The 26,323-nt window shown below is 62.0% G+C and carries 24 protein-coding genes; 13 read left to right on the forward strand and 11 right to left on the reverse strand.

Annotated elements, in window-relative coordinates:
- Positions 1 to 221 precede the first annotated feature (221 nt).
- A complete protein-coding gene (locus ACJ8HH_RS06930; RefSeq protein ID WP_047567664.1) occupies positions 222 to 1,253 on the forward strand; it encodes a Mal regulon transcriptional regulator MalI in 1,032 nt (343 codons plus the stop codon).
- On the opposite strand, the gene ACJ8HH_RS06935 is transcribed toward ACJ8HH_RS06930, so the two are convergent.
- The gene (locus ACJ8HH_RS06935; RefSeq protein WP_039566322.1) at positions 1,250 to 2,131 is read right to left on the reverse strand and encodes a LysR family transcriptional regulator; all 882 of its coding nucleotides are present in this window, start codon (positions 2,129 to 2,131) and stop codon (positions 1,250 to 1,252) included. The genes ACJ8HH_RS06930 and ACJ8HH_RS06935 overlap by 4 nt on opposite strands.
- A 206-nt stretch (positions 2,132 to 2,337) precedes the next feature.
- Here ACJ8HH_RS06935 and blaSRT point away from each other — a divergent pair, with 206 nt between their 5' ends.
- Positions 2,338 to 3,474: an SRT/SST family class C beta-lactamase gene (gene blaSRT / locus ACJ8HH_RS06940; protein WP_039566321.1), complete on the forward strand. Its 1,137-nt coding sequence runs from the start codon at positions 2,338 to 2,340 to the stop codon at positions 3,472 to 3,474.
- Between the two features lie 26 nt (positions 3,475 to 3,500).
- On the opposite strand, the gene ACJ8HH_RS06945 is transcribed toward blaSRT, so the two are convergent.
- Complete coding sequence (locus ACJ8HH_RS06945) at positions 3,501 to 4,409, reverse strand: LysR family transcriptional regulator (protein WP_043147409.1); 909 nt, start codon at positions 4,407 to 4,409, stop codon at positions 3,501 to 3,503.
- 102 nt (positions 4,410 to 4,511) lie between these two features.
- Between ACJ8HH_RS06945 and ACJ8HH_RS06950 the strand changes: the two genes are divergently transcribed.
- On the forward strand, positions 4,512 to 5,675 hold the full coding sequence (locus tag ACJ8HH_RS06950; protein WP_060451769.1) for a serine hydrolase domain-containing protein: 1,164 nt from the start codon (positions 4,512 to 4,514) through the stop codon (positions 5,673 to 5,675).
- A 45-nt stretch (positions 5,676 to 5,720) separates the two neighbouring features.
- Here the strand turns inward: ACJ8HH_RS06950 and ACJ8HH_RS06955 are convergent, their stop codons facing one another.
- Both ACJ8HH_RS06955 and manA read right to left on the reverse strand, forming a co-directional pair.
- A complete protein-coding gene (locus tag ACJ8HH_RS06955) occupies positions 5,721 to 7,253 on the reverse strand; it encodes a YdgA family protein (protein WP_060451546.1) in 1,533 nt (510 codons plus the stop codon).
- 140 nt (positions 7,254 to 7,393) lie between these two features.
- Positions 7,394 to 8,572 carry a mannose-6-phosphate isomerase gene (manA, locus tag ACJ8HH_RS06960; protein WP_060443250.1) on the reverse strand — a complete coding sequence of 393 codons (1,179 nt, stop codon included), beginning with the start codon at positions 8,570 to 8,572 and terminating at the stop codon, positions 7,394 to 7,396.
- Between the two features lie 476 nt (positions 8,573 to 9,048).
- Here manA and ACJ8HH_RS06965 point away from each other — a divergent pair, with 476 nt between their 5' ends.
- From ACJ8HH_RS06965 to ACJ8HH_RS06980, 4 genes are all read left to right on the forward strand, one after another.
- Positions 9,049 to 9,381: a hypothetical protein gene (locus ACJ8HH_RS06965; protein ID WP_060451547.1), complete on the forward strand. Its 333-nt coding sequence runs from the start codon at positions 9,049 to 9,051 to the stop codon at positions 9,379 to 9,381.
- Between the two features lie 229 nt (positions 9,382 to 9,610).
- Complete coding sequence (gene fumC / locus ACJ8HH_RS06970; RefSeq protein ID WP_033638434.1) at positions 9,611 to 11,008, forward strand: class II fumarate hydratase; 1,398 nt, start codon at positions 9,611 to 9,613, stop codon at positions 11,006 to 11,008.
- Positions 11,009 to 11,069: 61 nt separating this feature from the next.
- Positions 11,070 to 11,759, forward strand: coding sequence for a helix-turn-helix transcriptional regulator (locus ACJ8HH_RS06975; RefSeq protein WP_060418506.1), 690 nt, complete (start codon positions 11,070 to 11,072; stop codon positions 11,757 to 11,759).
- A gap of 90 nt (positions 11,760 to 11,849) precedes the next feature.
- A complete protein-coding gene (locus ACJ8HH_RS06980) occupies positions 11,850 to 12,218 on the forward strand; it encodes a VOC family protein (RefSeq protein ID WP_060418508.1) in 369 nt (122 codons plus the stop codon).
- On the opposite strand, the gene tus is transcribed toward ACJ8HH_RS06980, so the two are convergent.
- Positions 12,208 to 13,146 (reverse strand): DNA replication terminus site-binding protein, encoded by a 939-nt coding sequence (gene tus, locus ACJ8HH_RS06985; protein ID WP_033654741.1) that lies wholly within the window; start codon positions 13,144 to 13,146, stop codon positions 12,208 to 12,210. The genes ACJ8HH_RS06980 and tus overlap by 11 nt on opposite strands.
- A 332-nt stretch (positions 13,147 to 13,478) precedes the next feature.
- Here tus and ACJ8HH_RS06990 point away from each other — a divergent pair, with 332 nt between their 5' ends.
- Complete coding sequence (locus tag ACJ8HH_RS06990) at positions 13,479 to 15,275, forward strand: glycoside hydrolase family 3 protein (RefSeq protein ID WP_442520222.1); 1,797 nt, start codon at positions 13,479 to 13,481, stop codon at positions 15,273 to 15,275.
- A gap of 118 nt (positions 15,276 to 15,393) precedes the next feature.
- Complete coding sequence (locus tag ACJ8HH_RS06995) at positions 15,394 to 16,680, forward strand: glycoside hydrolase family 10 protein (protein ID WP_033648221.1); 1,287 nt, start codon at positions 15,394 to 15,396, stop codon at positions 16,678 to 16,680.
- A gap of 51 nt (positions 16,681 to 16,731) precedes the next feature.
- On the opposite strand, the gene ACJ8HH_RS07000 is transcribed toward ACJ8HH_RS06995, so the two are convergent.
- Complete coding sequence (locus ACJ8HH_RS07000; RefSeq protein ID WP_031300458.1) at positions 16,732 to 18,000, reverse strand: MFS transporter; 1,269 nt, start codon at positions 17,998 to 18,000, stop codon at positions 16,732 to 16,734.
- 147 nt (positions 18,001 to 18,147) lie between these two features.
- On the opposite strand from ACJ8HH_RS07000, the gene ACJ8HH_RS07005 reads away from it, so the two are divergent.
- The 3 genes from ACJ8HH_RS07005 to bioD all read left to right on the forward strand — a co-directional run bounded on the left by ACJ8HH_RS07005 (position 18,148) and on the right by bioD (position 21,225).
- Positions 18,148 to 19,038, forward strand: a complete 891-nt coding sequence (locus ACJ8HH_RS07005; protein ID WP_033638441.1) for a LysR substrate-binding domain-containing protein — start codon at positions 18,148 to 18,150, stop codon at positions 19,036 to 19,038.
- 159 nt (positions 19,039 to 19,197) lie between these two features.
- Entirely contained in the window at positions 19,198 to 20,415 is a 1,218-nt protein-coding gene (mlc, locus tag ACJ8HH_RS07010; protein WP_060428160.1) for a sugar metabolism global transcriptional regulator Mlc, read from the forward strand.
- 144 nt (positions 20,416 to 20,559) lie between these two features.
- On the forward strand, positions 20,560 to 21,225 hold the full coding sequence (gene bioD, locus ACJ8HH_RS07015; protein WP_060428158.1) for a dethiobiotin synthase: 666 nt from the start codon (positions 20,560 to 20,562) through the stop codon (positions 21,223 to 21,225).
- Positions 21,226 to 21,231: 6 nt separating this feature from the next.
- Here the strand turns inward: bioD and ACJ8HH_RS07020 are convergent, their stop codons facing one another.
- Positions 21,232 to 21,726 (reverse strand): DUF2938 family protein, encoded by a 495-nt coding sequence (locus tag ACJ8HH_RS07020; RefSeq protein WP_060428156.1) that lies wholly within the window; start codon positions 21,724 to 21,726, stop codon positions 21,232 to 21,234.
- Between the two features lie 69 nt (positions 21,727 to 21,795).
- Here ACJ8HH_RS07020 and ACJ8HH_RS07025 point away from each other — a divergent pair, with 69 nt between their 5' ends.
- Entirely contained in the window at positions 21,796 to 22,188 is a 393-nt protein-coding gene (locus ACJ8HH_RS07025; protein WP_060428154.1) for a helix-turn-helix domain-containing protein, read from the forward strand.
- Here ACJ8HH_RS07025 and clcB read toward each other — a convergent pair.
- From clcB to ACJ8HH_RS07045, 4 genes are all read right to left on the reverse strand, one after another.
- Entirely contained in the window at positions 22,185 to 23,486 is a 1,302-nt protein-coding gene (clcB, locus tag ACJ8HH_RS07030; protein WP_033648226.1) for a voltage-gated ClC-type chloride channel ClcB, read from the reverse strand. The genes ACJ8HH_RS07025 and clcB overlap by 4 nt on opposite strands.
- A gap of 125 nt (positions 23,487 to 23,611) precedes the next feature.
- A complete protein-coding gene (osmV, locus tag ACJ8HH_RS07035; protein WP_033638454.1) occupies positions 23,612 to 24,751 on the reverse strand; it encodes an osmoprotectant ABC transporter ATP-binding protein OsmV in 1,140 nt (379 codons plus the stop codon).
- Complete coding sequence (gene osmW / locus ACJ8HH_RS07040) at positions 24,748 to 25,398, reverse strand: osmoprotectant ABC transporter permease OsmW (protein WP_033638455.1); 651 nt, start codon at positions 25,396 to 25,398, stop codon at positions 24,748 to 24,750. Before osmW ends, osmV begins: the two co-directional genes overlap by 4 nt.
- Before the next feature lie 11 nt (positions 25,399 to 25,409).
- Positions 25,410 to 26,267 (reverse strand): glycine betaine ABC transporter substrate-binding protein, encoded by an 858-nt coding sequence (locus tag ACJ8HH_RS07045; protein WP_204275976.1) that lies wholly within the window; start codon positions 26,265 to 26,267, stop codon positions 25,410 to 25,412.
- Positions 26,268 to 26,323 lie beyond the last annotated feature (56 nt).

A 26,323-nucleotide genomic window follows, 5' to 3' on the forward strand; every position in this document is an offset into this window, starting at 1 on the left:
CCGACTTCTCCTGGCGAAAAGACGAGCAAAAAGAGGACTGCAGATTAGGTAAAAAGAAGATAAAACGTTTTACCTAGCAAAAATGCGCCGCCAATCACAAATCTGCCGCCCGGTTTTTAGCGACAATGCGGCTGGCAGTAAAACGTTTTACTGAGCTAACGGATTCGGTATACCCTTGATCATTACGGCGCGGGTTGCCCAGGAACGGGTTCGCAGAGACTATGAGCATCAAAAAGATCACCATCACCGATGTGGCGCAACAGGCGGGCGTGTCGGTCACCACGGTTTCCCTGGTGTTGAGCGGCAAGGGGCGCATTTCGCCGACCACCGTCGAGAAGGTCAATCAGGCGATAGAGCAGCTGGGCTACGTGCGCAATCGCCAGGCGGCGACGCTGCGCGGCGGGGAGTCCGGGGTGATCGGCCTTATTCTGCGCGACATCTGCGAACCCTTCTATGCCGAAATGACCGCCGGGCTGAGCGAAGCGCTGGAGGCGCACGATAAGCTGCTGTTTTTGACGCAGAGCGGGCGCGACGGCCAGGGCCTGCAGCGGGCGTTTGACGCGCTGCTGGCGCAGGGCGTCGACGGCATCGTGCTGGCGGGCGGCATTCGCGCGGCGGCGGGCCTGAAGGAGAAGGCGGCCGAGCAGGGCGTGCCGCTGGTCTGCGTGGCGCGCTCCAGCGGTCTCGACGGCGTGGACGTGGTGCGGCCGGACAACATGCAGGCCGCCAAGCTGGCCACCGAATTTCTGATCTCGCGGGGCCACAGCCAAATCGCCTACCTCGGCGGCCAGAGCGATTCATTGACGCGTGCCGAGCGGCTGGGCGGCTTTTGCGCCACGCTGGTGCAGTATGGCCTGCCGTTTCGCAGCGAATGGATCGTCGAGTGCGATTGCCGGCAGCGCCAGGCGGCGGAAGCGGCGGAGCAACTGCTGCGCCATTACCCGAATATTACCGCCATCGTCTGCCATAAGGCATCGGTGGCGCTCGGCGCCTATTTTGGCCTGGCGCGCAGCGGCCGCAGCATCGGTTCGGACGGGGTCGACGCCTACTACGGGCGGCAGGTGGCGCTGATCGGCTTTGGCGACGTGCCGGAGGCTGAACTGACCGAGCCGCCGCTGACCTTCGTCTCCAGCTCGGCGCGGGAAGTGGGGCGCAGCGCCGCCGCGCGCCTGCTGCAGCGCATCGGTGACGCCGACCTGCCGGCGCAGAACGTCATTCTGCCGCCGACGCTGATCCGGCGCGGCTCCGCCTAGCCCTGCTGCTGTTCCTCCTCCGCCTCCCGGCGGATCCAGCCGATAAAGGTTTTCATCGCCGGCGTCAGATCTCGCGATTTCAAATGGGTCAGCCAATAGGCGCCGAGCGCGGCCTCGGCGGCGAACGGCCGCTGCAGCGCGCCGGCGGCCAGTTCGCGGCGGAACATGCTGACCGGCGCCAGCGCCACGCCATCGCACTGGATCGCGCCTTCCACCATCAGCCTTGACGAGTCGAACACCGGGCCGTTGATCCGCCACGGCGTCACCTGTGCCGCCGCGAACCAGCGCTCCCACTCATCCTTGCGGTAGGTGCGCATCAGCTGCTCGTGCTGCAGATCCTGCGGCGTGCGCAGGCGCGCGGCGACCGCCGGCGGGCAGAGCACCGTCAGCGGCGCGTCGAACAGCTTGATATTGCAGGTGGCGGGCCAGAGGCCTTCGCCGAAGCGGATGGCGAAATCCATGCCGTCGGCCGACAGATTGACCAGGTTGTTGTGGGTCAGCACCCGCAGATCGATAAACGGGTGCGCCGTGCGGAACGCCGCCAGCCGCGGCATCAGCCAGCCGACGGCGAAGGTGCCGACCACCGCCACCGTCAGCACCTCGTGGAAATGCCCGCCTTCGAACTGCTGCAGCACCGCCTCGATGCGGTCGAAGGCGTCGCTCAATACCGGCAGCAGCGCCTGGCCCTCTTCGGTCAGATCCAGCCCGCGCGGCAGGCGGCGGAACAGCTGAATGCCCAGCTGTTCTTCCAGCATGCGCACCTGCTGGCTGACGGCGGCCTGGGTGACGCGCAGCTCCAGACCGGCGCGGGTGAAGTTCAGGTGGCGAGCGGAGGATTCGAACGCCCGCAGGGCGTTGAGGGGAAGTCGATTGCGCATTGTCGATAGCCATAAGTTTTTCTTTATGCTGGCTGAAATTATTATCGCTTGTCAACCCGGCGGCAAAATCCGATATTTGGCGCGGCTGCTGTGAGCGTCGCCGCAGCCGTAAAGGAATGACATCATCAATCAGGGAAAGCGCCGTGCATAACGCCAATAAAAACTTTTGGCCGCGGCTGATACCCTGCAACCTAAGAGCTTCTATCATGACGAAAATGAACCGCCTGGCGGCCGCGCTGATCGCCGCACTGATCTTGCCGACCGCGCAGGCCGCGCAGCAGCAGGATATCGACGCCGTTATTCAGCCGCTGATGAAAAAATATGGCGTACCGGGCATGGCGATCGCCGTGTCGGTCGACGGCAAACAGCAGATTTACCCGTATGGCGTCGCCTCGAAGCAGACCGGCAAACCGATCACCGAGCAGACGTTGTTCGAAGTGGGCTCGCTGAGCAAAACCTTTACCGCGACGCTGGCGGTCTATGCGCAGCAGCAGGGCAAGCTGTCGTTCAACGATCCGGCCAGCCGCTACCTGCCCGAGCTGCGCGGCAGCGCCTTCGACGGCGTCAGCCTGCTGAATCTGGCGACGCATACCTCCGGCCTGCCGCTGTTCGTGCCGGACGACGTCACCAACAACGCCCAACTGATGGCCTACTACCGGGCCTGGCAGCCGAAACACCCGGCGGGCAGCTACCGGGTCTATTCCAACCTCGGCATCGGCATGCTGGGCATGATCGCCGCCAAGAGCCTCGACCAGCCGTTTATCCAGGCGATGGAACAGGGGATGCTGCCGGCGCTGGGCATGAGCCACACCTACGTTCAGGTGCCGGCGGCGCAGATGGCTAACTATGCGCAGGGTTACAGCAAGGACGATAAGCCGGTGCGGGTCAATCCCGGCCCGCTGGACGCCGAATCTTACGGCATCAAATCCAACGCTCGCGATCTGATTCGCTATCTGGACGCCAACCTGCAGCAGGTGAAGGTGGCGCAGCCGTGGCGCGACGCGCTGGCCGCGACGCACGTCGGGTATTACAAGGCGGGCGCGTTCACGCAGGATCTGATGTGGGAGAACTACCCGTACCCGGTGAAACTGTCGCGTTTGATTGAAGGCAACAACGCCGGGATGATCATGAACGGCACGCCGGCCACCGCCATCACGCCGCCGCAGCCGGAATTGCGCGCCGGCTGGTATAACAAAACCGGCTCCACCGGCGGCTTCTCCACCTACGCGGTATTTATCCCGGCGAAAAATATCGCCGTGGTGATGCTGGCCAACAAGTGGTTCCCGAACGACGATCGCGTCGAGGCGGCTTACCACATCGTCCAGGCGCTGGAGAAGCGCTGACGGCCAGGGGCGCCGACGAGGTGCCCCTACCAGCGATGCTGCCGTTCACGTTGCTCGCGCATGAAATCGATAAAGGCGCGCAGCTTGAGCGGCAGATGCCGGCCGGCGGGAAAGTAGATGAAAAACCCCGACGCTTCGCTGGCGTAATCCGGCAGCACTTCCACCAGTTGCCCCTGCGCCAGCTCCTGCAACACTGTGCCCTGAAAACGCTGTGCGATACCCAGGCTCGCCAACGCCGCATCCTTGATCAGCCGATCTTCGTTAAAAATCAAACTACCGCTGACGTCCAGCGCGCGTTCATCGTCGCCCAGGCTGAAATACCAGGGTTCCAGTTTGCCGCTGCCGGGAAAACGGTAGCGCAGGCAGTGGTGAGCGGGCAGATCGTCCGGCGTGGTCGGTACGCCGCAGCGCGCCAGATAGTCGGGCGAGGCGACCAGCACCCGGCGCTGGCCGTTGTCGATCGGCACGGCGATCATGTCCTTTTGCAGCATGGCATGCATGCGAATGCCGGCATCGAAACTGCCCAGCACCAGATCGGAAAAGCGGTCTTCGGTAAACAGTTCCAGCTGCACCTCGGGATAGCGCCGCTGAAACGCCGCCAGGTGCGGCATCACCAGCAGCGAGGCGGCCAGCTGCGGCAGCGTAATGCGCAGCAGGCCCGCCGGCTGCGCGCCCAAAGCGCGCACGTCGTCCGCCGCCACGTCGATCTGGCTCATCGCCGGCGATACCTTCTGATAGAACAACCGGCCCTCGTCACTGAGGCGCACCGAGCGGCTGGTGCGGTGAAATAACCGCACTCCCAGCTGATTCTCCAGCGCCTGAATGTTTTGCGACACCGCCGGCGGCGTGACGCCGAGCTGGCTGGCCGCGCGGGTAAAGTTGCCCAGGCGCGCGACGGCTTCGAAATAGGGCAACAGCTGCAGGAGTGAACTCATCTATCAATAACCTGTGCTTAATGATTCATTAAATTATGCCTTATTTTAATTTATGACGAAGGTTTTAGACTGATTTTACTTTCCATCAGAGAGATGAAAATCATGTCGGCAGAACAACGGGCGTTAACAGAACGGATCGCGGCGATCGATCAACAGGCGATGGCCGAAGGGCGCATCGTGGGTAGCGTAGTGCTGGTGGCGCGGCGGGGCGAGATTTGCTACGCCGGGGCGGCCGGCTATGCCGATCGCGAAGCGCGGCGGCCGATGCGGCGAGAAACGCAGTTTCGACTGTCGTCGGTCTCCAAACCCTATACCACGCTGGCGGCGCTGCGCCTGATTGAGCAGGGCAAGCTGAGCCTGGACGACGCGGTCAGCGACTGGCTGCCGTGGTTCACTCCGGCGTTGGCGGACGGCCGGCGCCCGGCGATCAAGATTCGTCATTTGCTGAGCCACACCGCCGGGCTGGACTATCGGCTGAACCAGCCGCCGGCGGGCGTTTATCATCAGCTGGGGATCCAGGACGGCGTGGAGCTGTCGACGCTGACGCTGGAGCAAAACCTGCGGCTGTTGGCACAGGCACCGTTGCTGTCGGCGCCGGGGGAGCGCTTCAATTATTCGCTGGCGATCGACGTGCTTGGCGCGGTGCTGGAACGGGTGACGGGCATGCCGCTGCCGCAGCTGTTTGTCGAATGGGTGGCGCGGCCGCTGGGGCTCAGCAATACCGCGTTTTATGCGACGGACGCCGCGAATCTGGCGACACCGTATTACAACACGCCGCAAGGGCCGCAGCGCATGCATGAAGGCCTGCGGCTGGCGCTGCCGGAGGAGATGGCGGGGGGCGAGGTACTGTTTTCACCCGCGCGGGCGCTTAACGCCGGGGCCTATCCTTCCGGCGGCGCGGGCATGGTCGGCGATGCCGACGATGTGCTGCGCCTGGTGGAGGCGCTGCGCAGCGGCGGGCTGGGCATGTTGCGGCCGGACACGGTGGCGTTGCTGCGCAGCCCGCACGTGGGGGCGCAGGCGCAAACGCAAGGGCCGGGCTGGGGATTCGGTTTCGGCGGGGCGCTGCTGGTGGACACAGATGCCGCGCAGACGCCGCAGCATGCCGGCACGCTGACCTGGGGCGGCGTTTACGGCCACAGCTGGTTCTTTGATCCACAGGCGCAGCTGAGCGTGGTGATACTGACCAACACCGCGTTTGAAGGCATGTGCGGCCGCTATCCGCAGCAGATCCGCGATGCGGTTTACGCCGCGGAAATGGGGTAAATAAAAAGGGCCCCGTAGGGGGCCCTTGATCAGGCTGTCAGGCGATTACTGCGCCGGTGCCGGAGCGGGTTCCGCTTCCTGCGCCGGTTCAGCGTCTTCCGCCGGGGCGCCCAGCATGGCGAACTGGCCGATGAACTCTTGCAGCGACATCTTGTTGCCGTTGAGGTCAACCTGGTTGTCGGCATAGTGGAACTTGCTCGCGATCACGCCGTCTTTCTGGGTGGTCAGCTTGAACATCTGGCCCATGGCCGCCAGGCCCTGCACTTGCTGCTGCGCCAGTTTCTGCGCGTCTTCCGCATTGTAACCCTGCAACAGCGCGGTTTTCGCGGTCACTTCGGTGGCCATCGCTTCCGGAATGGTCAGGTTGATATCCAGCTTTTTAACCGCCTGCGCGATCAGCTGATCCGGCGATTGCGCCGGGGAGGCGGCTTTGCTCGGATCGGTCAGCGCCAGATCCAGCGTGAAGGTGCTCTCGCCCTTGCTGTTTTTCCAGCTCAGCGGCGCGATGCTGAGGCTCGGGTTGCCTTTCAGCAGCAGCGGCAGGTTCTTTTGCAACAGCTCGGCGTTTTGCTGCTCATACACGGCCGGATCCAGGTTCTCGCCCTGTTGCAGCAGCGCCATGGTCTGGCGGTTGTAGCTGTCGGCGAAGTCTTTCAGCGCCTTGCCGTCGACGTTGTCGATTTTCAGCGCCAGCTTGCCGGCGCCGAAATCGTTGCCCTGCACCTTGAGCGCGTCCATGGTGTAGTCGATCTGGCCGCCGATGTTGCTGCTGCCTTGCTCGGCGAACTTGCTCACCAGGTTGAAACCGTCCAGCGCCACGGTATCTTTACCGTCGATCGTCAGTTTGAACTGCTTGAGCGTCATCGTCTGATCGCCGAGCTTCACGCCGAACTTGCTCTCGTTGCTGTTGCCTTTCAGGTTGAAGCCCTGGAAGGTGATCTGCTCGTTTTGACCGAATTCGTTCGGGCTGGCGAACACGATATTGTCGCTATTGGCGTCCAGCACGAATTTTTTCAGATCGCTGGACACATCGGCGTTAATGGTGGCGCCGCTGAATTTCAGCGAAGACTTATCCTTTTGGTAGTCCAGCGGGATGATGTCAATGGCGGACGAGGTGTCCCCACTGTAAGAGATGCGCGAATCGGCGGTAAACAGCGATTTGCCTTTGGTGGTGTCAAACAGGCCTTTCACCGCCGGGGTATTTTCCAGCTCGGTATGCACCGACGCCATGCTCGGCAGCAGATTGAATTTTTTCAGCTGGGCGAAGGGGAACGGGCCGTGATCGATGGTTTCCAGGAACGCCACTTCTTCGCCGGCTTTCAGCGCCGCGTCTTCACTGGTATCCGTGCCGTCGGAGCGCAGCACATAACGTACTTTACTGCTGAACAGGCCGCGCTGGTAATTTTCATAGCTCAGCTTAACCCCGGCTTTCGGCAGGTAAGCTTTCAGCTGGCCGTTGGCGTTGTCGACGACTTCGCCCATGTGCTGCTCGATCAGTTTCCCGGTGTACCAGGATGCCCCGGTCCATGCTGCGCCAAGAACCACAATGACGCTGACAGCGACTAACGATTTTTTCATAGCTCTGTTTCATCCTTTTTTCTTATCACCCTCCGTTGCGCGGGAGGGGCAAATAGGGGCCGAAAATAAACGCCCGCAGGCGTTTAATTGTGGGGGTAGCTCTCGCTTTCAGCAAGCAATTTGCTGAAATTTATCAACGGTTAGGCCAGCTGGTTATAAACCCTGGCGATGCGGCCGCTGCCGCTGATGTTGACCGGGGATTCGAAAGCCCCGATAAAGCAGGATTCGCCCGGTTTGAGCGTCAGGCGTTGCCCGGATTTTTCCAGCGTCGCTTCGCCGGTGACGCAGAACACGATGGCGGCGCTTTGCTGCGCCAGCGCCTGCGGGGCGGTGGTCAAATCGTGCAGCGAGAAGGCGAAATCCGCCACCGGAATCGGGAAGAACAGCTCGTTGCCGCGCGGCTCCGGCTGGGTCAGCAGGCCGGAAGCCGGCTGCGGGCGGAACTGCAGATTGGCCAGCAGCTCGGGCACGTCGATGAATTTCGGCGTCAGGCCCGCGCGCAGCACGTTGTCCGAGTTGGCCATCACCTCCAGCGCCACGCCTTTCAGGTAGGCGTGCGGCGTTTCGGCATACAGGAACATTGCTTCGCCCGGCGCGAGCTGCACCACGTTCAGCAGCAGCGGTGAGAACAGGCCGCTGTCGTCCGGATAGAAGCCGGCGATAAAGCGTACGGTGTCCCAGGGTTCCCCCTGCTGGTTGTTGAGCGCGGCTTTCAATACACCGAGCGCCAGCGACTTTTGCTCGCCGCTCATCGTCAGCAGGCTGGCGAACAGGGTTGCGAGATGCGCGGTGTCCGGCTGTTGCAGGAAGGCGGCGATGTCGTGGTGTGCGCCGGCGATCGGTTGCAGCAGGGAAACGATATCGGCCAGTTCGCGAAAGCCGTTCATCGCCAGGAACGGCGTGAGGGCGAACACCAGCTCGGGCTTGTGGTTGGGATCTTTATAGTTGCGTTCGGCTGCGCTCAGGGGGATGCCGGCGGCATTCTCTTTCGCGAAGCCGATTTCGGCCGCCGCTTTGCTCGGGTGAACCTGGATCGACAGTGGCTGATCGGCGCAGAGTACTTTAAACAGGAACGGCAACTCGCCAAAGCGGCTGGCGACGTTGGCGCCCAGCTGTTTTGGCTGGTCTTCATCGATAAGAAAGCGCAGCGAACGCAGCTCGCCGTCGGCGCCCGGCACGCGGGAAGGGCTCTTGGGATGGGCGCCCATCCACAGTTCGGCCATCGGCAGATTATCAGGGTTGGCGATGCCGTAAAGACGGGTCAGCGCATCGTGGCTGCCCCAGGCGTAATTCTGTACCGCGTTGGTCATTTTTTGCATGTCGATAAACGTCCTTAGCGTCATTGCCGTACCGGATGGCAATAACTTACTGATTTTATACGGTTAGTTAAATCTGTGCCGACAACCATCATACGCCCGCGTCGGCAGGAAAAATCATGGGCGCGATCAAAACAACGCCGAATAACGTCGCGCCCGGCAACGGGGCCAAAGTATAGCGTGATAACGATCGGCGCCTCAATTGGCGCGCAGGCCTCAAGGCGGCCCGGAAAACCCGCCGAACGATTATTTTTTGAACCGGCGGGATTATTGCCGATAGTCCGCGCATCCTGCCGCATTATTTATTATTCAGCATGTCAAAATATGACTGCTGAATTTATTTTTTACCGTCTGAGCCATTCCCTTATTATTATTTTCGCGCTGCGCCGGGCGATCACACGCCGAGCTTAAACCTGCGCGCCAGACCTCTTTACCGTAATGGCTAACGAGTCGATTTAACAAAACCAGAGGTCTGTTGCATGAAAAAACTGTTGTTGCTGTTGGGGCTTTGCGCCGGCGCAGCCCAGGCGGCGGTGATCGTCACCTATCCCTACGCGGCGCCGCGCGCCGTGGCGATCGCGCCGGCGCCGATCGTCGTTGCACCCGCGCCGGTCGCGGTTCCCGCCGCGATCGTGCCCGTGGCGCACCCGTTGGCGCTCACCGCCGGCGCGGTGGCGACCGTAGCCTATCGGCATCATGAACGGCAGGACGCCTACGACGAGATCAATCATCTGCAGCAACAACGTATCGATGAGCTCAATCATTTACAGGCGCAGCGCATCAATAATTTTAATTCGCGTCATCCGCGTTAATGAGTAGCCACACTTTTATTCTCCTGGCTCATTCCCGGCCGTTTATTTCGCCGCGGGTTAACCGATGGAAAATAACCGCGTCGTTAATGGGTAAAAAAGATGAAACGTGCTGTGAGATAACTCTCTTAATGCGAATAGTTATTATGTCACTATACTGGGAGTGCATGCCGACGGGGGTAGCGCGTCGGCCTAACCCTACGATTTTAGGAATTATGCTAAGGAGATAATGATGGCAGGCGTTCGTATCGAAAAAGACTCTATGGGCCCCATCGAAGTACCGGCCGACAAGCTGTGGGGCGCGCAAACCCAGCGTTCGTTGGCGCATTTCCGCATTTCCTCCGAAAAGATGCCGACCGCGCTGATCCACGCGCTGGCGTTGACCAAGCGCGCCGCCGCGCAGGTGAACGTGGATCTGGGGCTGCTGCCGGCCGAACGGGGCGCCGCCATTATCAGCGCCGCCGACGAAGTGCTGGCGGACAGCCATGCCGACCAGTTCCCGCTGTCGATCTGGCAAACCGGTTCCGGCACACAGACCAACATGAACATGAACGAAGTGTTGGCCAACCGCGCCAGCGAGCTGCTGGGCGGCGTGCGCGGTGAAGAGCGCAAGGTGCACCCGAACGACGACGTCAATAAAAGCCAGAGCTCCAACGACGTGTTTCCCACCGCGATGCACGTGGCGGCGGTGATTGCGCTGCGCGAACATCTGATCCCCGAGCTGAAAGTGCTGCACAAGACGCTGAGCGACAAGGCTGAAGCCTACCGCGACATCGTCAAAATCGGCCGCACCCATCTGCAGGACGCCACGCCGCTGACCCTGGGGCAGGAGATCTCCGGTTGGGCGGCGATGCTGGCGCACAATCTGAAACACATCGAGGACAGTATTCCGCACATCGCCGAGCTGGCGCTGGGCGGCACGGCGGTCGGCACCGGGCTGAACACCCATCCGGAGTACGCGGTGCGCGTTGCTAAAGCGCTGGCGGAGTTGACCCATCAGCCGTTCGTCACCGCCCCGAACAAGTTCGAAGCGCTGGCGACCTGCGACGCGCTGGTGCAAGGGCATGGCGCGCTGAAAGGGCTGGCGGCCTCGCTGATGAAGATCGCCAACGACGTGCGCTGGCTGGCTTCCGGCCCGCGCTGCGGCATCGGTGAGATTTCGATCCCGGAGAACGAACCGGGCAGTTCCATCATGCCGGGCAAGGTCAACCCGACCCAGTGCGAGGCGATGACCATGCTGTGCGCCCAGGTGCTGGGCAACGACGTGGCGGTAAACATTGGCGGCGCTTCCGGCAACTTCGAGCTGAACGTGTTCCGCCCGATGGTAATCCACAACTACCTGCAGTCGATTCGCCTGCTGGCCGACGGCATGCAGGGCTTCAACGAGCACTGCGCGGTGGGCATCGAACCGAACCGCGATCGCATCACCCAGTTGCTGAACGAATCGCTGATGCTGGTGACGGCGCTCAACACCCACATCGGCTACGACAAGGCGGCGGAAATCGCCAAGAAAGCGCACAAGGAAGGGCTGACGCTGAAAGCCGCGGCGCTGAAGCTCGGCTACCTGACCGAAGCGCAGTTCGACGAGTGGGTGCGGCCGGAAGCGATGGTCGGCAGCATGCAGAAATGATTGATCTGTGAGGCAACCGGGGGCTTACTGAGGTAAGCCCTTTTTTTGTGGAGAAATCAAGATGTCGCGCGCACAACGTTTACTCGATCTGATGCAGCTGCTGCGCAGCCACCGTTATCCGGTGGCGGGCCATGCGCTGGCGCAGACGCTGGGTATCAGCATGCGCACGCTGTACCGCGATATCGCTACGCTGCAGCAGCAGGGGGCGGAGATCGCCGGCGAGGCGGGCGTCGGCTATGTGCTGCGCCCCGGCTTTATGCTGCCGCCGCTGATGTTCTCGCAGGCGGAGACAGAAGCGTTGGTGCTGGGCATGCGCTGGGTCAGCCGCCGCGGCGACAGTCAGCTGGCGAGCGCGGCGGGCCAGGCGCTGGCCAAGATCGCCGCCGTGCTGCCGCCGGCGCTGCGGGAGGAGCTGGAGGCTAACACGCTATTGATCGCGCCGGTTCAGGCACCGCCGGTGGCGGATGAACTGCGGGTGCTGATCCGTGACACCATCCGCCGCGAGCGCAAGCTGCATATCGACTATCTCGATCTGGCGGGGCAGCGCAGCGAACGCCTGCTGTGGCCCTTTGCGCTGGGCTTTTTCGACCAGCTCCAGGTGCTGGTCGCCTGGTGCGAGCTGCGCCAGGCGTTTCGCCATTTTCGCCTCGATCGCATTCAGGCCGCCATGCCGTTGGAACAGCGCTATCCGCGCGGCCGGCGGCGGCTGCTGAAAGAGTGGCGCCTCAGCGAGGGCATTGCGGAGCAATAGCGGCACGCTGCTGCCATAAACTGTCAGTAGCGCGCTTTAGTCTGTGCCTATCGGGAACCGGCCGGTTCCCATCACCCAGAGGACAGACCGATGACTCTTCCCAGCATGACCCTGCTTTACGTCGACAACCCGCTGAACAGCGCCGCCTTTTATCAACGCTTACTGGGACAGGCACCGGTGGAACTTTCTCCCGGCTTCGCCCTGTTCGTGCTCAACAACGGCTTTAAGCTGGGGATGTGGGCCAAACAGGGGGTAAAACCTGCGGCGCCCCTGCCCGGCGGCGGCGGTGAACTGGGCTTTTTGTGCCAGGATCCGCAAGAGGTCGAGGCGCGCTATAACCAGTGGCGCGAACTCGGGCTGCCGATTGAGCAAACGCCGACCGAGATGGCGTTCGGTTACACCTTCGTGGCGCGGGATCCGGACGGCCATCGCCTGCGGGTGTATGCCCTCAGCGAGTAGCGTCGTCGGTATACAGGTGCAGGCGTGGCACCAGCAGCCGCAGCGGCCGGGCGTCGGGTTTGTAACGGTGTTTCACCGCGTCGACGTCGTAGTTGAGCAGCTCGCCAATCTTCGGCACCGCGGCGCCGTTTTCAACCTGACACAGGGCGATCAGCGGCAGCGGGCAGGGGTGTTGCACCTGTTTTTGCTGCTGCTGATACCACACCCGGGCGATCGGCTGCACTTTGACCGGCCGCTTGATTTTCAGCGTCGCGTGCTGCGGCAGGCGGCTGACGTCGTCTATCTCGCGGCTGACCAGGGCAGCCCACTGTTCACGGCTGTGCGGCGGCACCGCGCGGCCGGCTTTCAGGCTTTTCTCCAGCTGCGCCAGGATGTCGTCCCGCTTGACGTTTTTGATGATGTGCTTGTTGGCCCAGCCAAAGCGCACGGAGTCGGGATTTGTCAGGGCGGTGAGGGTGCGATAGGCGCTGAGGGTAATCAGCCCGTGCAGATGGGTGTGCACGAACTCGAAACGCTGCTCCGGCGCCAGGCCGGAATCGACGGTGATAATCTGTTCCAGCTCGCCCTTCAGGCGATTGATCAGCGCCAGCTGCGTTTGCAGCACCTGATACTCCGGCTGCTCCACCGCCAGACAGATGACGCCGGGCAGGCGAACGGCGGCCTTGCTGCTGACATTCTCCCGGTTATGGTGGATAAACAGCCGCTGATAGTGCTCCAGCGCCAGATCGCGCGCCGCTTGCCCCACATGTTGTTCGACCGCGATATGCGAGATAGCCTGATGCTCCTGACCTTTTTCAACCTCCGGCAGGCTGAACACCCGCGCCGCCAGCAACCGCAGCGGGGCGATCTGCTGCTGCAGCGCGCCGAGCGCCTGCTCCAGCTCGGTAAAGCAGGCGTTCATCCGGCCAATTACATCGTATCTGCTCATCGCACCTTCCTATTTTAGTTACAACATACTATAGGGGAATAGCAGACTGGGGGCAACATAGGCCACCGGGGAAAAGGCGGCTTCATTGGCCACCCGGCTTATCAGCGGAAAATACGCCATAACGGTCTTTGGCGGCAGGGCACGCAAGACACTCTGTATACGTAGTGTTTTGATTCATTTATGGATTTTATCCTGTTCGTTTGTGTTTTGTTTAATCCATTTTCCGCTCGCCGTTGTCCAAACGCTGGAACAAACGGAATGGCAGGACGCGATGAGCCCTTGGGGTTATCTTTTCTTCTGTCATTAACGGGCGCTTTAAACGGAGGTTCACTGTGGATATTAAACAGAAAGTCAAAAACATGACGCTGGAAGAGAAAATCGGGCAAAAAATCATGCTGGATTTTCGCTACTGGGATCGGAGCGGTAGCAGCAATCAGGATATGACCGTTCCCGATGAAGCCATTGGCAAGCTGATCGCCGATAACCACGTGGGTGGGGTGATCCTGTTTGCCAATAATCTGAAAGACAAGCAGCAGATCAACACATTGACGGCCTGGTATGCCGCGATGAAAACCCACGCGGGCATTCGTTTGTTTATTGGCACCGATAACGAAGGCGGTAACGTTTTCCGGCTGCCGCGCGGCGACTATGCCTCATTTCCCGGCAATATGGCGCTCGCAGCGGCGATTGAGGGCGGTGCGGATAAACATCTCGCCGTTGAACAAGGCAAACTGATGGCCCAGGATATGCGCGCGTTGCATATCAATACCAACTTTGCCCCGGTCGTGGACGTCAACACCAACCCGTTCAATCCGGTGATTAACGTTCGTGCCTTCAGCGATGATAAGAACACCGTTTCCCGTCTGGCAGAGAAAATGGTGGCGGGCATGAAACAGCAGGGGCTGATCACCGCTTACAAGCACTTCCCCGGCCATGGCAGCACCTCGACCGACTCGCATACCGGCTTGCCGCGCGTCGATCGCACGCGGGAAGAGGCTTTTGCCATCGATATCGCTCCTTACAAGCAGGCCATCGATCGCTGCGCGGCGCCGGACATGGTCATGACCGCCCATATTCAGTATCCGGCACTGGATAACCGCCAGATAGACACCCGCAGCGGTGAAAAAATCACGGTGCCGGCTACCATGTCGCATGAAATTCAGACCCAGATCCTGCGCAATGAATTGGGGTATGCCGGCGTAACGATTTCAGACGCGCTGGATATGGGCGCGATTGCCGAGCATTTCAGCCAGCAAGCGGCCGCTGAAAACGTCTTTGCCGCCGGGGTGGATATTGCCCTGATGCCTGTCAGCATCGCTTCGCCGGCCCAGGCGCGCTTGCTGCCGGATCTGATCCGTTACCTTGCGGACAGGGTGAAAACGGGGCATCTCAGCGAGGCTGATATCGATGCCTCGGTCGAGCGAATTTTGCGCCTGAAATTACGCCATAACCTGATGGGCCATAGCGACAGGCCGTGTTCCAACGACGCTTCGTCCTCAGCGCACAAGCTGGAAAAACGCATCGCCGATCGCTCCATTACCGTGGTGATCAATCGCCACAGCCTGTTGCCGTTGAAGGACAAAACGCTGCGCTACTTTATTTTGACCCCGTGGGGCGAGCAGGCCAACGGCATTGCGCGCGTGATGGCGCAGGAGGGGTATCAGAACGTCGTTGCCGCGAAGGAAACGGAGCTGAGCGACGCCCAAGTCAGAGAGCATATTGCCGGCTGCGACGTGTTCCTGCTCGGAACGCTGTCAACCCGCTTTACGCCTGCCGAGCAGGATGGGGGGGTGACTTCCGCAACCGGAGCGGGCAATGACGGCAGCCCTTATCCGGGCTGGTTGAAATACGCCGCCGAGCAGGGGAAAAAACGCGTTCACCTCTCACTGCGCGCCCCTTACGATATCGTGAACTATGCCGCAGAGGTGGAGGCGGCCGTCGCCACCTACGCCTACTACGGTTATGACAGCGGCGTGTGGCGCGGCCCTTCGATGGTCTCTTTGGCGCAGGTGCTGACGGGTAAAATCAAACCGCAGGGCAAATTGCCGGTCAACACCTGGCATGACTACGATGCGGAAACCAATACGGGCAAGGTGGCGTTCCCTCGCGGGACTGGGCTGAGCTGGTGATGGGGTAAGGACACCGGCGTCGTCTGAAAAAGGCGACGCCGGCAGCTTGATAACGGGCAGTTTCTTGCTCTGCACGCAACGACATGGGATAACCGTCACTCACGGAAGGAGAATCAGGATGCCGACAGGCGCAACAAAATTAGGCGGATGGCTGTTGATGGCCGCCATGCTGGGCGTGAGCGGATGCGCCAAGCCACCCGAACCGGAGAAGCCCCCGCGGCCGACACCGCCGATAACACCGATGCGGGGCATCTGGCTGGCCACGGTCATTGGCCTGGACTGGCCGCCGGCGGCCTCCCTGAAGGCGGAAACCGCGCAAGAGCGGGTTTGCCAGCAGAAACAGGGGCTGACGGACGCGCTGGACGAGATGGTGAAAACCGGGATTAACACGGTCTATTTTCAGGTTAAACCGGACGGCACGGCCCTGTGGCGCTCAAACATCTTGCCCTGGTCTGAGGTGTTGACCGGCACCGTTGGCCAGGATCCCGGCTATGATCCGCTGGCCTTTATGCTGCAAGAAGCGCACCGGCGCGGCATCAAGGTGCATGCCTGGTTGAACCCTTATCGGGTTTCCATGAATACCCGCCCACAGACGATTGAGGCACTCAATCATACGCTGCAGTCGCCGCCGGCCAGCGTCTATGCGCTGCATCCCGACTGGATACGCACCGCCAACGAGCGCTTCGTGCTCGACCCCGGCCTGCCCGACGTGCGCAACTGGATCACCGGCGTGGTGGCTGAAATAGTCAAAAACTACGATGTCGACGGCATTCAGTTTGACGATTACTTCTATTACGAAACGCCGCAATCGCCGCTGGATGATGAACGAACATATCGCGCATACGGCAAAGGATTTGCAGACAAAGCCGCCTGGCGCAGAGACAACACGCTGCAATTGATAAAACAGGTGTCAGCCGCCGTCAAAGCATTGAAGCCCGAGGTTGCGTTTGGCGTCAGCCCGGCGGGCGTATGGCGAAACAAAGCGGACGATCCTGACGGTTCGGCGACGCGGGCAGGCGCGCCATCGTATGATACGGCCTATGCCGATACGCGCCAGTGGGTAAAATTGGGGCTGCTCGATTACATCGCACCGCAGCTGTATTGGCCTTTTGATCGTGAAATTGTCCGCTACGACGTGCTGGCCAACTGGTGGGCCGAGGTGGTGAAAGGCACGTCGGTTCGGCTCTATGCCGGGGTGGCGCTGTATAAAGTAGGCACGCCTGCCGCCGGCGAGCCGGCCTGGGCCGTCGAGGGCGGCGTTCCCGAACTGAAAAGGCAGCTCGATCTCAACGAAAGCCTGCCGGGAATGGGGGGAACCATCCTGTTCCGGCAGCGCTATCTGACTGAGCCGCAAACGGATAAGGCGGTGGAGTACCTGCGCACCCGCTGGAAAACCGGTCAATAATCACAGGCACTGGCATGACAAGCCGCGGCAAACCACCGCGGCTTTTTCTCTTCAAAGGCGCGCCGCTTCCGGCAGGCGTTTCAGGTAATGCACTACCAGCAGCGCCAGCAGCAGCATCAGGCTAATGAACGCCGCCACGCCATTCCAGCCGAAACTGTGCCAGAACACGCCGCCGAGGGTGCCGGCCACGCTCGAGCCGACGTAATAGCAGAACAGATACAGCGACGACGCCTGGCCTTTGGCGCGGCGCGCGCGGCGGCCGATCCAGCTGCTGGCCACCGAGTGGGCGGCGAAAAAGCCGGCGGTGAACAGCATCATGCCGATAAAGATCGCCGGCACCTGTGGCAGCGCGGTAATCAGAATCCCGATCAGCATAATTACGATCGAGGCCAGCAGCACCGGGCCGCGCCCGAAGCGCGAGGTGAGCGCGCCGGCCTTGGGAGAGCTGTAGGAGCCGGTGAGGTACACCACCGACAGCAGGCCGACGATCGCCTGGCTCAGGTGGTAAGGATCCGCCAGCAGGCGATAGCCGATGTAGTTGAACAGGGTGACGAAGCTGCCCATCAGCAGGAAACCTTCCGCGAACAGCAGCGGCAGGCCTTTATCGTGCCAATGCAGTTTGAAATTGATCAGCAGGGTGCGCGGGCGCAGCGAGCTGGCGCGAAAATGCCGCGAGGCGGGCAGGATGCGCCAGAACATGCAGGCGGCGGCGAGGGCGAACAGGCCGATAACCCCAAGCGACACGCGCCAGGAGAAGAAGTCGGTCAATACCCCGGTCACCAGGCGGCCGCTCATGCCGCCGATCGAATTGCCGCTGATGTACAACCCCATCGAGAAGGCGACGAAGCTGGGATGGATCTCTTCGCTGAGATAGGTCATGCCGACCGCCGCCACGCCGCTCAGCGACAGGCCGATCAGCGCACGCATCAGCAAGATGCCGTGCCAGCTGGTCATAAAGGCGCAGATCAGCGTGCAGACCGCCGCCAGCAGCAACGCCACCACCATCACCGATTTGCGGCCGATGGCGTCGGACAGCGGCCCGGTGAACATCAGGCCGATCGCCAGCAGGCCGGTGGAGACCGAGAGCGACAGGCTGCTTTCCGCCGGCGAGACGCCGAAATCTTGCGACAGCACCGGCAGGATCGGCTGCACGCAGTAGAGCAGCGCGAAGGTCGCCAGCCCGGCGGAAAACAGCGCCAGCGTCACGCGCATAAACTGCGGCGTGCCGCGTTCGATGTAAGGGAGTTTGTTGTTGAGGGTGGAGCGTTTTACTTTTGGCGCAGCGGCCGCGTCATCGTTGGCGGCCAGCGTCGACGGCATCGCGGCCGCAGAACGCACAGGGGTTGTCACAGCGTTTCCTTACCGAACTTCGGGGAGATAAACAGACACTTTGCAGATAACAAAATGATAGGGAGCGGCGATTTTTTTGTCTAATATATTAATAATTAAAATTAAGACGTTTTAAATATGAATATCGAATTGAGGCACCTGCGTTACTTTATCGCCGTGGCGGAAGAGCTGCATTTTGGCCGCGCCGCCGAACGGCTGCGCATCTCCCAGCCGCCGCTCAGCCAGCAAATCCAGGCGCTGGAGGAGATGGTCGGCGCGCGGCTGCTGGCGCGCAACAACCGCAACGTCAGTTTGACCCAGGCCGGGGAGATGTTCCTCAAAGAAGCCTATCAGGTGCTCGATCAGGTCGGGCGCGCGGCGGAAAAGGCGGCGCGTCTGGATCGCGGCGAACTGGGGGAAATGACCATCGGCTTTACCTCTTCCGCGCCCTTTATCGGCGTGGTGTCGCGCAGCCTGCGCGCCTTTCGTCAGCACTCGCCGCAGGTGCATATCAAAATGCGCGAAATCAACACCAAACAGCAGATCGAACCGCTGCTGAACGGTGAGCTGGATCTGGGGGTGATGCGCAACACGCGGCTGCCGGAAGCGCTTCACTATCAGCTGCTGCTGCGCGAACCGCTGGTGGCGGTGGTGCCGCAAGGGCATCCGCTGGCGGAAACGCCCGGCGGCGCGCTGCGGTTTCAACATCTGGCGCAGGAGCCGTTCGTGTTCTTCTCGCGTGAAGTCGGCACCGCGCTGTACGACGAAATTCTGCTGCTGCTCGGCAAGGCCGGCATAACTCCGTACATCACCCAGGAAGTGGGCGAAGCGATGACCATTATCGGGCTGGTTTCCGCCGGGTTGGGGGTGTCGATTCTGCCGGCCTCTTTCGCCCGGGTGCGGGTGGACGGCGTGCGCTATTTGCCGCTGGCGGAACCCGACGCCACCACCGAAGTGTGGCTGGTGCATCACCGCCGGCGGCCGCTGACCGCTGCGGCGCAGGCGCTGATGGCGTTGATGCTCAAATGACGCCGAAACCGGGTAAATAAAACTCGATTCACGCTGAAATTGCGAGGAATTTGTGCAGCAAATCACATAACGAATCAAATAGTTGACGCTGTATGACAAAAGCCCCACCATAACCCCTAGTCTTTATTTAGAAGCGCGAAAAATAGTAGGAGCAGGTTTGTGATTGCGGTTGGGCAGCCTGGGCATATCGATCAAATCAAACAGACTAATGCGGGGGCGGTTTATCGGCTAATCGATCAACTGGGCCCGATTTCGCGCATCGAACTGTCAAAACGCGCGCAGCTGGCGCCCGCCAGCATCACCAAGATCGTGCGCGAACTGCTGGAAGCCCACCTGGTCAAGGAAACCGAGTACCAGGAAATCGGCAGCCGGGGCCGCCCGGCGGTGGGCCTGGTGCTGGACACCGAAGCCTGGCATTACCTGTCCGCCCGCATCAGCCGCGGCAGCATCACGCTGGCGCTGCGCGATCTCAGCAGCAAACTGGTGGTGGAGGAGCTGCTGCCGCTGGCGGCCGAACACCCCGAACCGCTGTTGAAACGCATCCTGACCGAAGTCGACCAATTCTTTATCCGCCACCAAAGCAAGCTGGAGCGGCTGACGGCGATCGCCATCACGCTGCCGGGCATGATCGACGTGCAGTCCGGCGTGGTGCACCGCATGCCGTTTTACGACGTGCTGGAGATGCCGCTCGGCCCGGCGCTGGAAACCCGCACCGGCCTGCCGGTTTACCTGCAGCACGACATCAGCGCCTGGACCATGGCCGAGGCGCTGTACGGCGCCTCGCGCGGCAGCCAGAACGTCATTCAGGTGGTGATCGACCACAACGTCGGCGCCGGGGTGATCACCGGCGGCCATGTGCTGCACGCCGGCAGCCACAGCGTGGTGGAGATCGGCCACACCCAGGTCGATCCCTACGGCAAACGCTGCTACTGCGGCAACCACGGCTGTCTCGAAACCGTGGCCAGCATCGAAAACATGCTGGAGATCGCCCAGCAGCGGCTGAGCGGCTCGATGAGCTCCAGCCTGCACGGCGCGCCGCTGACCGTCGAATCGCTGTGCGACGCCGCGCTGGCGGGCGATCAGCTGGCGCGGGACATCATTCTCGGCGTTGGGCACAGCGTGGGGCGCATTCTGGCAATCATGGTCAATCTGTTCAATCCGGAGAAGATCCTGGTGGGCTCGCCGCTCAACCGCGCGGCGGAGATCCTGCACCCGGCCATCGCCTCCTGCATTCGCCAGCAGGCGCTGCCGGCCTACAGCGAGCAGGTCAAGGTCGAATCCACGCAGTTCTTCAATAAGGGCACCATGCCCGGCGCGGCGCTGGTGAAAGAGGCGCTGTACAACGGTTCGTTGCTGGTACAGCTGCTGCAGGGCTAACATCAGAACTTCTTATTAATTCCGCAAAAGATTGAGCTACCTCAAGCCCCTATGGGGGCGCATCCCCTAGAATTTTTCCGCAAGACTTCTTCGCCGCCGGTGCGGCGACACATTGTTAACGGGGCATTCTGGGGCATTTTATTCATGTTGAAGCGTTTATTTGTGACAGGCACGGATACCGACGTCGGTAAAACCGTGGTTTCCCGCGGGTTGATGCAGGCGCTGGCCGCCGATGGCCGTTCGGTGGCCGGCTACAAGCCGATCGCCGCACGCTGCCAGGAAACCAGCGAGGGCATCCGCAATAAAGACGCTTTGGTGTTGCAGGCATCGTCAACCCTGCCGCTGTCCTACGAGGAGATCAATCCCATCACCTGCCTGGATGAGGTGTTTCACGCGCATGCGACCGAGGACATCAACTATGGCGTGATGAGCAGCGGTCTGCGGGATCTGTCCGCCAAAGCCGACACGGTGGTGGTGGAAGGCAGCGGCGGTTGGCGGGTGCTGATGAACGATCTGCGGCCTTACGCCGAGTGGGTGGTACAGGAACAGCTGCCGGTGGTGCTGGTGGTGGGCATCAAGCTGGGCTGCGTCAGCCACGCACTGCTGACCGCGCAGTCGATCATCAACGACGGCCTGCCGCTGTTGGGTTGGGTGGCCAACCGCATCAACCCGGGGTTGGCGCACTATGCCGAAACCATCGCGGCGCTGCAGCAGCGCATTCCCGCGCCGCTGCTGGGTGAGATTCCCTATTTGCCACGCGCAGAGCAGCGCGAGCTGGCGCACTACCTCGATATTTCCACGCTGCTGTAAGCCTGCTCAGGTGCACAGCGCCGCCAACAGCCGGGCGGCAATCAGCAGGCCCAGCCCATACACCGTGTGGGTGAGCAGGCTGAGGAGCCGCGCTTTTCGCGGGTAGGCGGTTTTCGCCGCCGCCACGCCAAAGCCCAGCGCGGGCTGCATCACCAGAAACGGCGCCGCCAGGCTCAGCCAGCCGCTCAACAGCGCGATGAGCGGCTCCGGCGCCGCATACCACCCGATGCCCGCCAAACCGATCGGGATAAAGGCAAACGCGATGCCGATGGCGTAATGCAATATCCAGCCGATTGTTCTCTCTCCCCGGCGCGGCGGCGCCGTAATGATGGTGGCGTGAAACCAGCGGCCGTCGAACATGCCGAGAAACCAGCGGCCCACCAGCGCATAATCGAGAGAAGGGATGCCGAAGCGCCGCCTCAGCAGCAGCGCCCACAGATCCATGCAGAGGGTGGCGCCAACGCCGGTTAACAGAATGCGCACTAACAGTTCAGGGGTCATAGGGGTGTCCTTGGCTCAGTGACGTGATAATGTGCGCACAGTGTGCAACTTAAAGTCGGCTTCAAGTCAATGGCAAAAGAACTGGATATCGGCACGGTGGCGCGCCTGAGCGGGATCGCGCCTTCCGCGCTGCGGCATTACGAGAAGAAAGGGCTGATCGCGTCGACGGGCCGCCACGGTTTGCGTCGCCAATACGCCGCCGGCGTGCTTGACCAACTGCGGCTGATCGCGCTGGCGCGCCTGGCCGGTTTTACGCTGGACGAGATGAGCGCCTTGTTTGACGAACGGGGCAAGATAGCGCTCGATCGCGGGCTGCTGGCGGCGCGGGCGGATGAGCTGGATCGCCATATCCAGCGCCTGGTGCAGGTGCGCGACGGGCTGCGCCACTTGGTTGATTGCCCTGAACCCGAGCACCTGCAGTGCCCGCAGTTCAGGAAAATCCTGCAGCAGGGCGAGTTCTAAGCCTCGCGTTTGGGTGGCGGCGCCGAATGATACACCGACACCGGCCGCAGGCCGCGCGACACGGTGGTGGCGATCACGCACGAGAGCAGAATGCCGGGCAGCAGCGCGTATTCGCCGGTCATTTCAAACACCATCAGCGCCGCCATGATTGGCGCATGGGTGGTGGCAGCCAGCAGGGTGGCCATGCCGGTCAGCGCCAGCAGCAGCGGCACCGCCGCATCCATGCCCGGCCACAGGCCAAACAGCTGACCGATGATCGAACCGAGCGCGGCGCCGACGAACAGCGTCGGGGTGAAGACCCCGCCCGGCGCGCCCGACCCGCTGCTGGCGAGGATCGCCAACAGTTTGCACACCAGGATCGCCCCCAGCAGCAATACCCCCGGCGGCGCGATCAGCAGCGCCTGTACCACGCTGTAACCGTTGCCCCACACCTGCGGGAACAGCAGCGAAAGCAGCCCGACGATCAGGCCGCCCAGCGCCAGCTGCAACGGCGGCTTCAACCGCAGCGAGCGGAAGGCATGGCCGGTGGCGGTCATCAGCCATAAAAACAGCGGCCCACCGGCGCCGGCCACCACGCCGACCAGCGCCATCAGCAGGTATTGCGTCGGCAAGGGGGCGGCGAGCGGCGTCACCAGATAGAGCGGCGCCTGGCCGCCGTTGAGCAGGTTGGTCATCAGCAGGGCGCTGACCGCGGCGATCACCACCGGGCCGAGCGAGGCCAGCATCAGGGTGCCGAACAGGATCTCGGCGATAAACAGGCTGCCCGCCAGCGGCGCATGATAGGCGCTGGCCATCCCGGCGGCGGCGGCGCAGGCCACCCACAGTTTCCACTCTTTCTCGTGCGTAAAGCGCTGGGCGAACAGCGAGCCCACCAGCGCCGCCAGCAGGATCATCGCGCCTTCGCGGCCGATGGCGCTGCCGCTCGACACCACCAGCAGCGACGCCAGGCACTTCACCAGGCTGGCGCCGGTGTCCAGCTTGCCGTTGCCGGTCTCGATCGCTTCCATATAGTCGGTGGGCGCCGCCGGGCGCTGGTGGCGGTAGCGCTGATGCATATACAGCAGCAGGCCCGCCGCCAGCCCGCCCAGCGCCGGCGTGAGGGCGCGCCGCCAGCCGGGCAGCGCGGCGGCGGCGGCCACCAGGCTGCCGTCGGCATTGCCGAGCAGCAGCCACTCGAGGCCAATCATCGAACGGTGGAACAGCCACACCGCCAGAGCGGCGGCGACGCCGATGAACACGGCGATAAACAGGCTGCGCAACAGGGCGCGATAGTGGTGCAGATGGACCAATCTTTTCATGCGTGGGCAGCGTCGTGAGAAAAATCAAAGGGTCATCAGCGCATTGTGCTTGGCGCTCCGGCCGATGACCAGTGAATCTTTAGCAAACTGCGGCGTGGGCGGGGCGGCGAGCGCCCCGGCGTGGGTTATTGCGGCGTCAGCACCCGGCGCGTGCGGCCGGAGCTGAGGTAGTCGGCGATATAATCCTGCGAGATTTCGCCGCTGTAGCGGCCGTCTTCATCGACGATCGGCATCCAGGAGGTGTTGTGCTCGTACAGCTTCGACAGCACCACGCGCAGGTTCTCCTCCGCACGGGCGGTGACGCGGAAATGGTGCAGGCTGTCGGCGCAGACGCCCGGCGCGCCGCGTGCCTCGCGGCGCTTGACGTATCCCAGCGGCTTGCCGTCGGCGTCCACCACCGTCACCGAGCGGGCGTCGATATCGTCCATCAGCCCGAACGCTTCCACTAGCGGCGTCTCCCGCCGCACCGTCACCGTTTCCTGTTGATCGGCCACGTCGCCGGCCTGCACCAGCAGCAGGCGCTTCAGCGTGCGATCCTGGCCGACAAAGGAAGCGACGAAGTCGTTGGCCGGTCGCGCCAGTAGCTCATCGGCGCTGGCGTTCTGCACGATTTTGCCCTGGCGGAACACCGCGATGCGATCGCCGAGCTTCAGCGCTTCGTCGATGTCGTGGCTCACCAGCATCACGGTCTTTTTCAGCTGGCGCTGCATGTCGAGAAACTCGTTCTGGATGGTTTCGCGGTTGATCGGATCCACTGCGCCGAAGGGTTCATCCATCAGCAGCACCGGTGGATCGGCCGCCAGCGCGCGGATCACGCCGATGCGCTGCTGCTGCCCGCCGGACATCTCTTTCGGGTAGCGGTGCAAAAAACGCTTGGGATCCAGCGCCACCATGCTCATCAGCTCCTCGGCGCGATCGTGGCAGCGTTTTTTGTCCCAGCCCAGCATGCGCGGCACCACGGTGATGTTCTCCTCGATGGTCATGTTGGGAAACAGGCCGATCTGCTGGATGACGTAGCCGATTTTGCGGCGCAGGCTGACGGTATCCAGCGCGCTGGTGTCTTCGCCGTTGACCAGAATGGTGCCGCCGGTGGGTTCGATCAGGCGGTTGATCATCTTCAGCGTGGTGGTTTTGCCGCAGCCGGAAGGGCCGAGCAGCACGCAGATTTCGCCTTCCGGCACGTCCAGATTGATGTTGTCGACGGCGTTGAACGGCGTGCCGTTCTTTTGCATGAACTGTTTGGTCAGATTTTCCAATTTAATCATGAGCGGATCCCCTTGGGCGTTAGCGCAATTTGCAAGCGGTGCAATAACCAATCGAGGACGATCGCCAGCAGGCTGATCATCACGGCGCCGGTAATCAACTGGCGAATGTCGCTGCTGCTGATGCCGTTGAGCAGCAGCAGGCCGAGGCCGCCGGCGCCGATCACCGCAGCGATCGCCATCACGCCGATATTCATCACCACGGCGGTGCGGATGCCGCCGAAGATCACCGGCAGCGCCACCGGGATCTCCACCCAGCGCAGGCGTTGCCAGAACGTCATGCCGATGCCGCGGCCGGCTTCGCGCAGCCCGCCGGGCAGGTTGTCGAGCGCGGTGTGGGTGTTGCGCACGATCGGCAGCAGCGAGTAAAGGAACACCGCGGTGATCGCCGGCACGTAGCCGATGCCGTGGCCGATTAAGGAAAACAGCGGGATCATCAGCCCGAACAGGGCGATGGAGGGCACGGTAAGCACCAGCGTGGCCAGGCTCAGCACCGGCGTCGCCAGCCATTTGTGGCGGACGATCAGCACGCCGAGCGGCACGCCGATCAGGATCGCCAGGCCGACGGCGACGCCGACCAGCAGCAGATGTTCCAGCGTCAATCCGGCGATATAGGCCCAGTTTTGCCAGGCGTAAAGTATGGTATTCATCACATGCCTCCCTAAATCAGGCCGCGCTGCTTGAGGAACGCGTCGGCGACCTGTTGCGGCGTCTGGTAGTCGATATCCACCCTGGCGTTAAGCTCGGTGATCACCTGATTGTTGAACTGTTTCGACAGCGTGTTCAGCGCCGCTTCCAGCCCCGGCGTGTTTTGCAACACGTCGGCGCGCACCACCGGCGTGACCGCATAGCTCGGGAAGTAACCCTTGTCGTCTTCGAGCACCTGCAGATCGAAGCCTTTCACCCGGCCGTCGGTGGTGTACACCAGCCCGGCGTCGACGAAGCCGTCGCGGATGGCGTTGTAGACCAGGCCGGGATCCATTTGGCGGATTTGCGGACGATCGAGCGGCATGTCGTACAGCGCCTGCATCGGCTTCAGGCCGTCCGAGCGGCCGGCAAACTCCAGATCCAGCCCCAGCAGCCAGTTGTGTTTCGGGTCGGTTTTACGCACCTGTTCCACTTTGGCCACCAGCTGCGACATGGTGCGAATCTGCTCTTTTTCCGCGCGCTGGCGCTGCATGGCGAAGGCGTAGGTGTTGTTCATGTCCGCCGGCTGCAGCCACACCAGGCCGAGTTTGGCGTCGAGCTTTTTCACCGTGTCGTAAGTTTCCTGCGGCGTCATGCGCTTATTGATGTGGTTAAAGATGATCAGCGAGGTGCCGGTGTATTCCCAGGTCATGTCGATCTGTTTGTTGATCATGGCGTTGCGGGTGATCACCGTGGCCAGATTGGTCTTGGGTTCGACCTGAAAACCTTTGGCCCGCAGGTATTGCACGGTGATCGCCGACAGAATGCGCTGTTCGGTGAAGTTCTTGCTCGCCAGCGTCAGCGGGGCGGCCCAGGCGGCCGCGCCGGTCATCAGCAAGGAGAACAGCAGCGCGTGGCGGAGGCGTTGTAACCATCGAGTCATCGCGT

The sequence above is a fragment of the Serratia sp. CY32780 genome (assembly GCF_052169135.1).
GTDB lineage: Bacteria > Pseudomonadota > Gammaproteobacteria > Enterobacterales > Enterobacteriaceae > Serratia > Serratia sarumanii.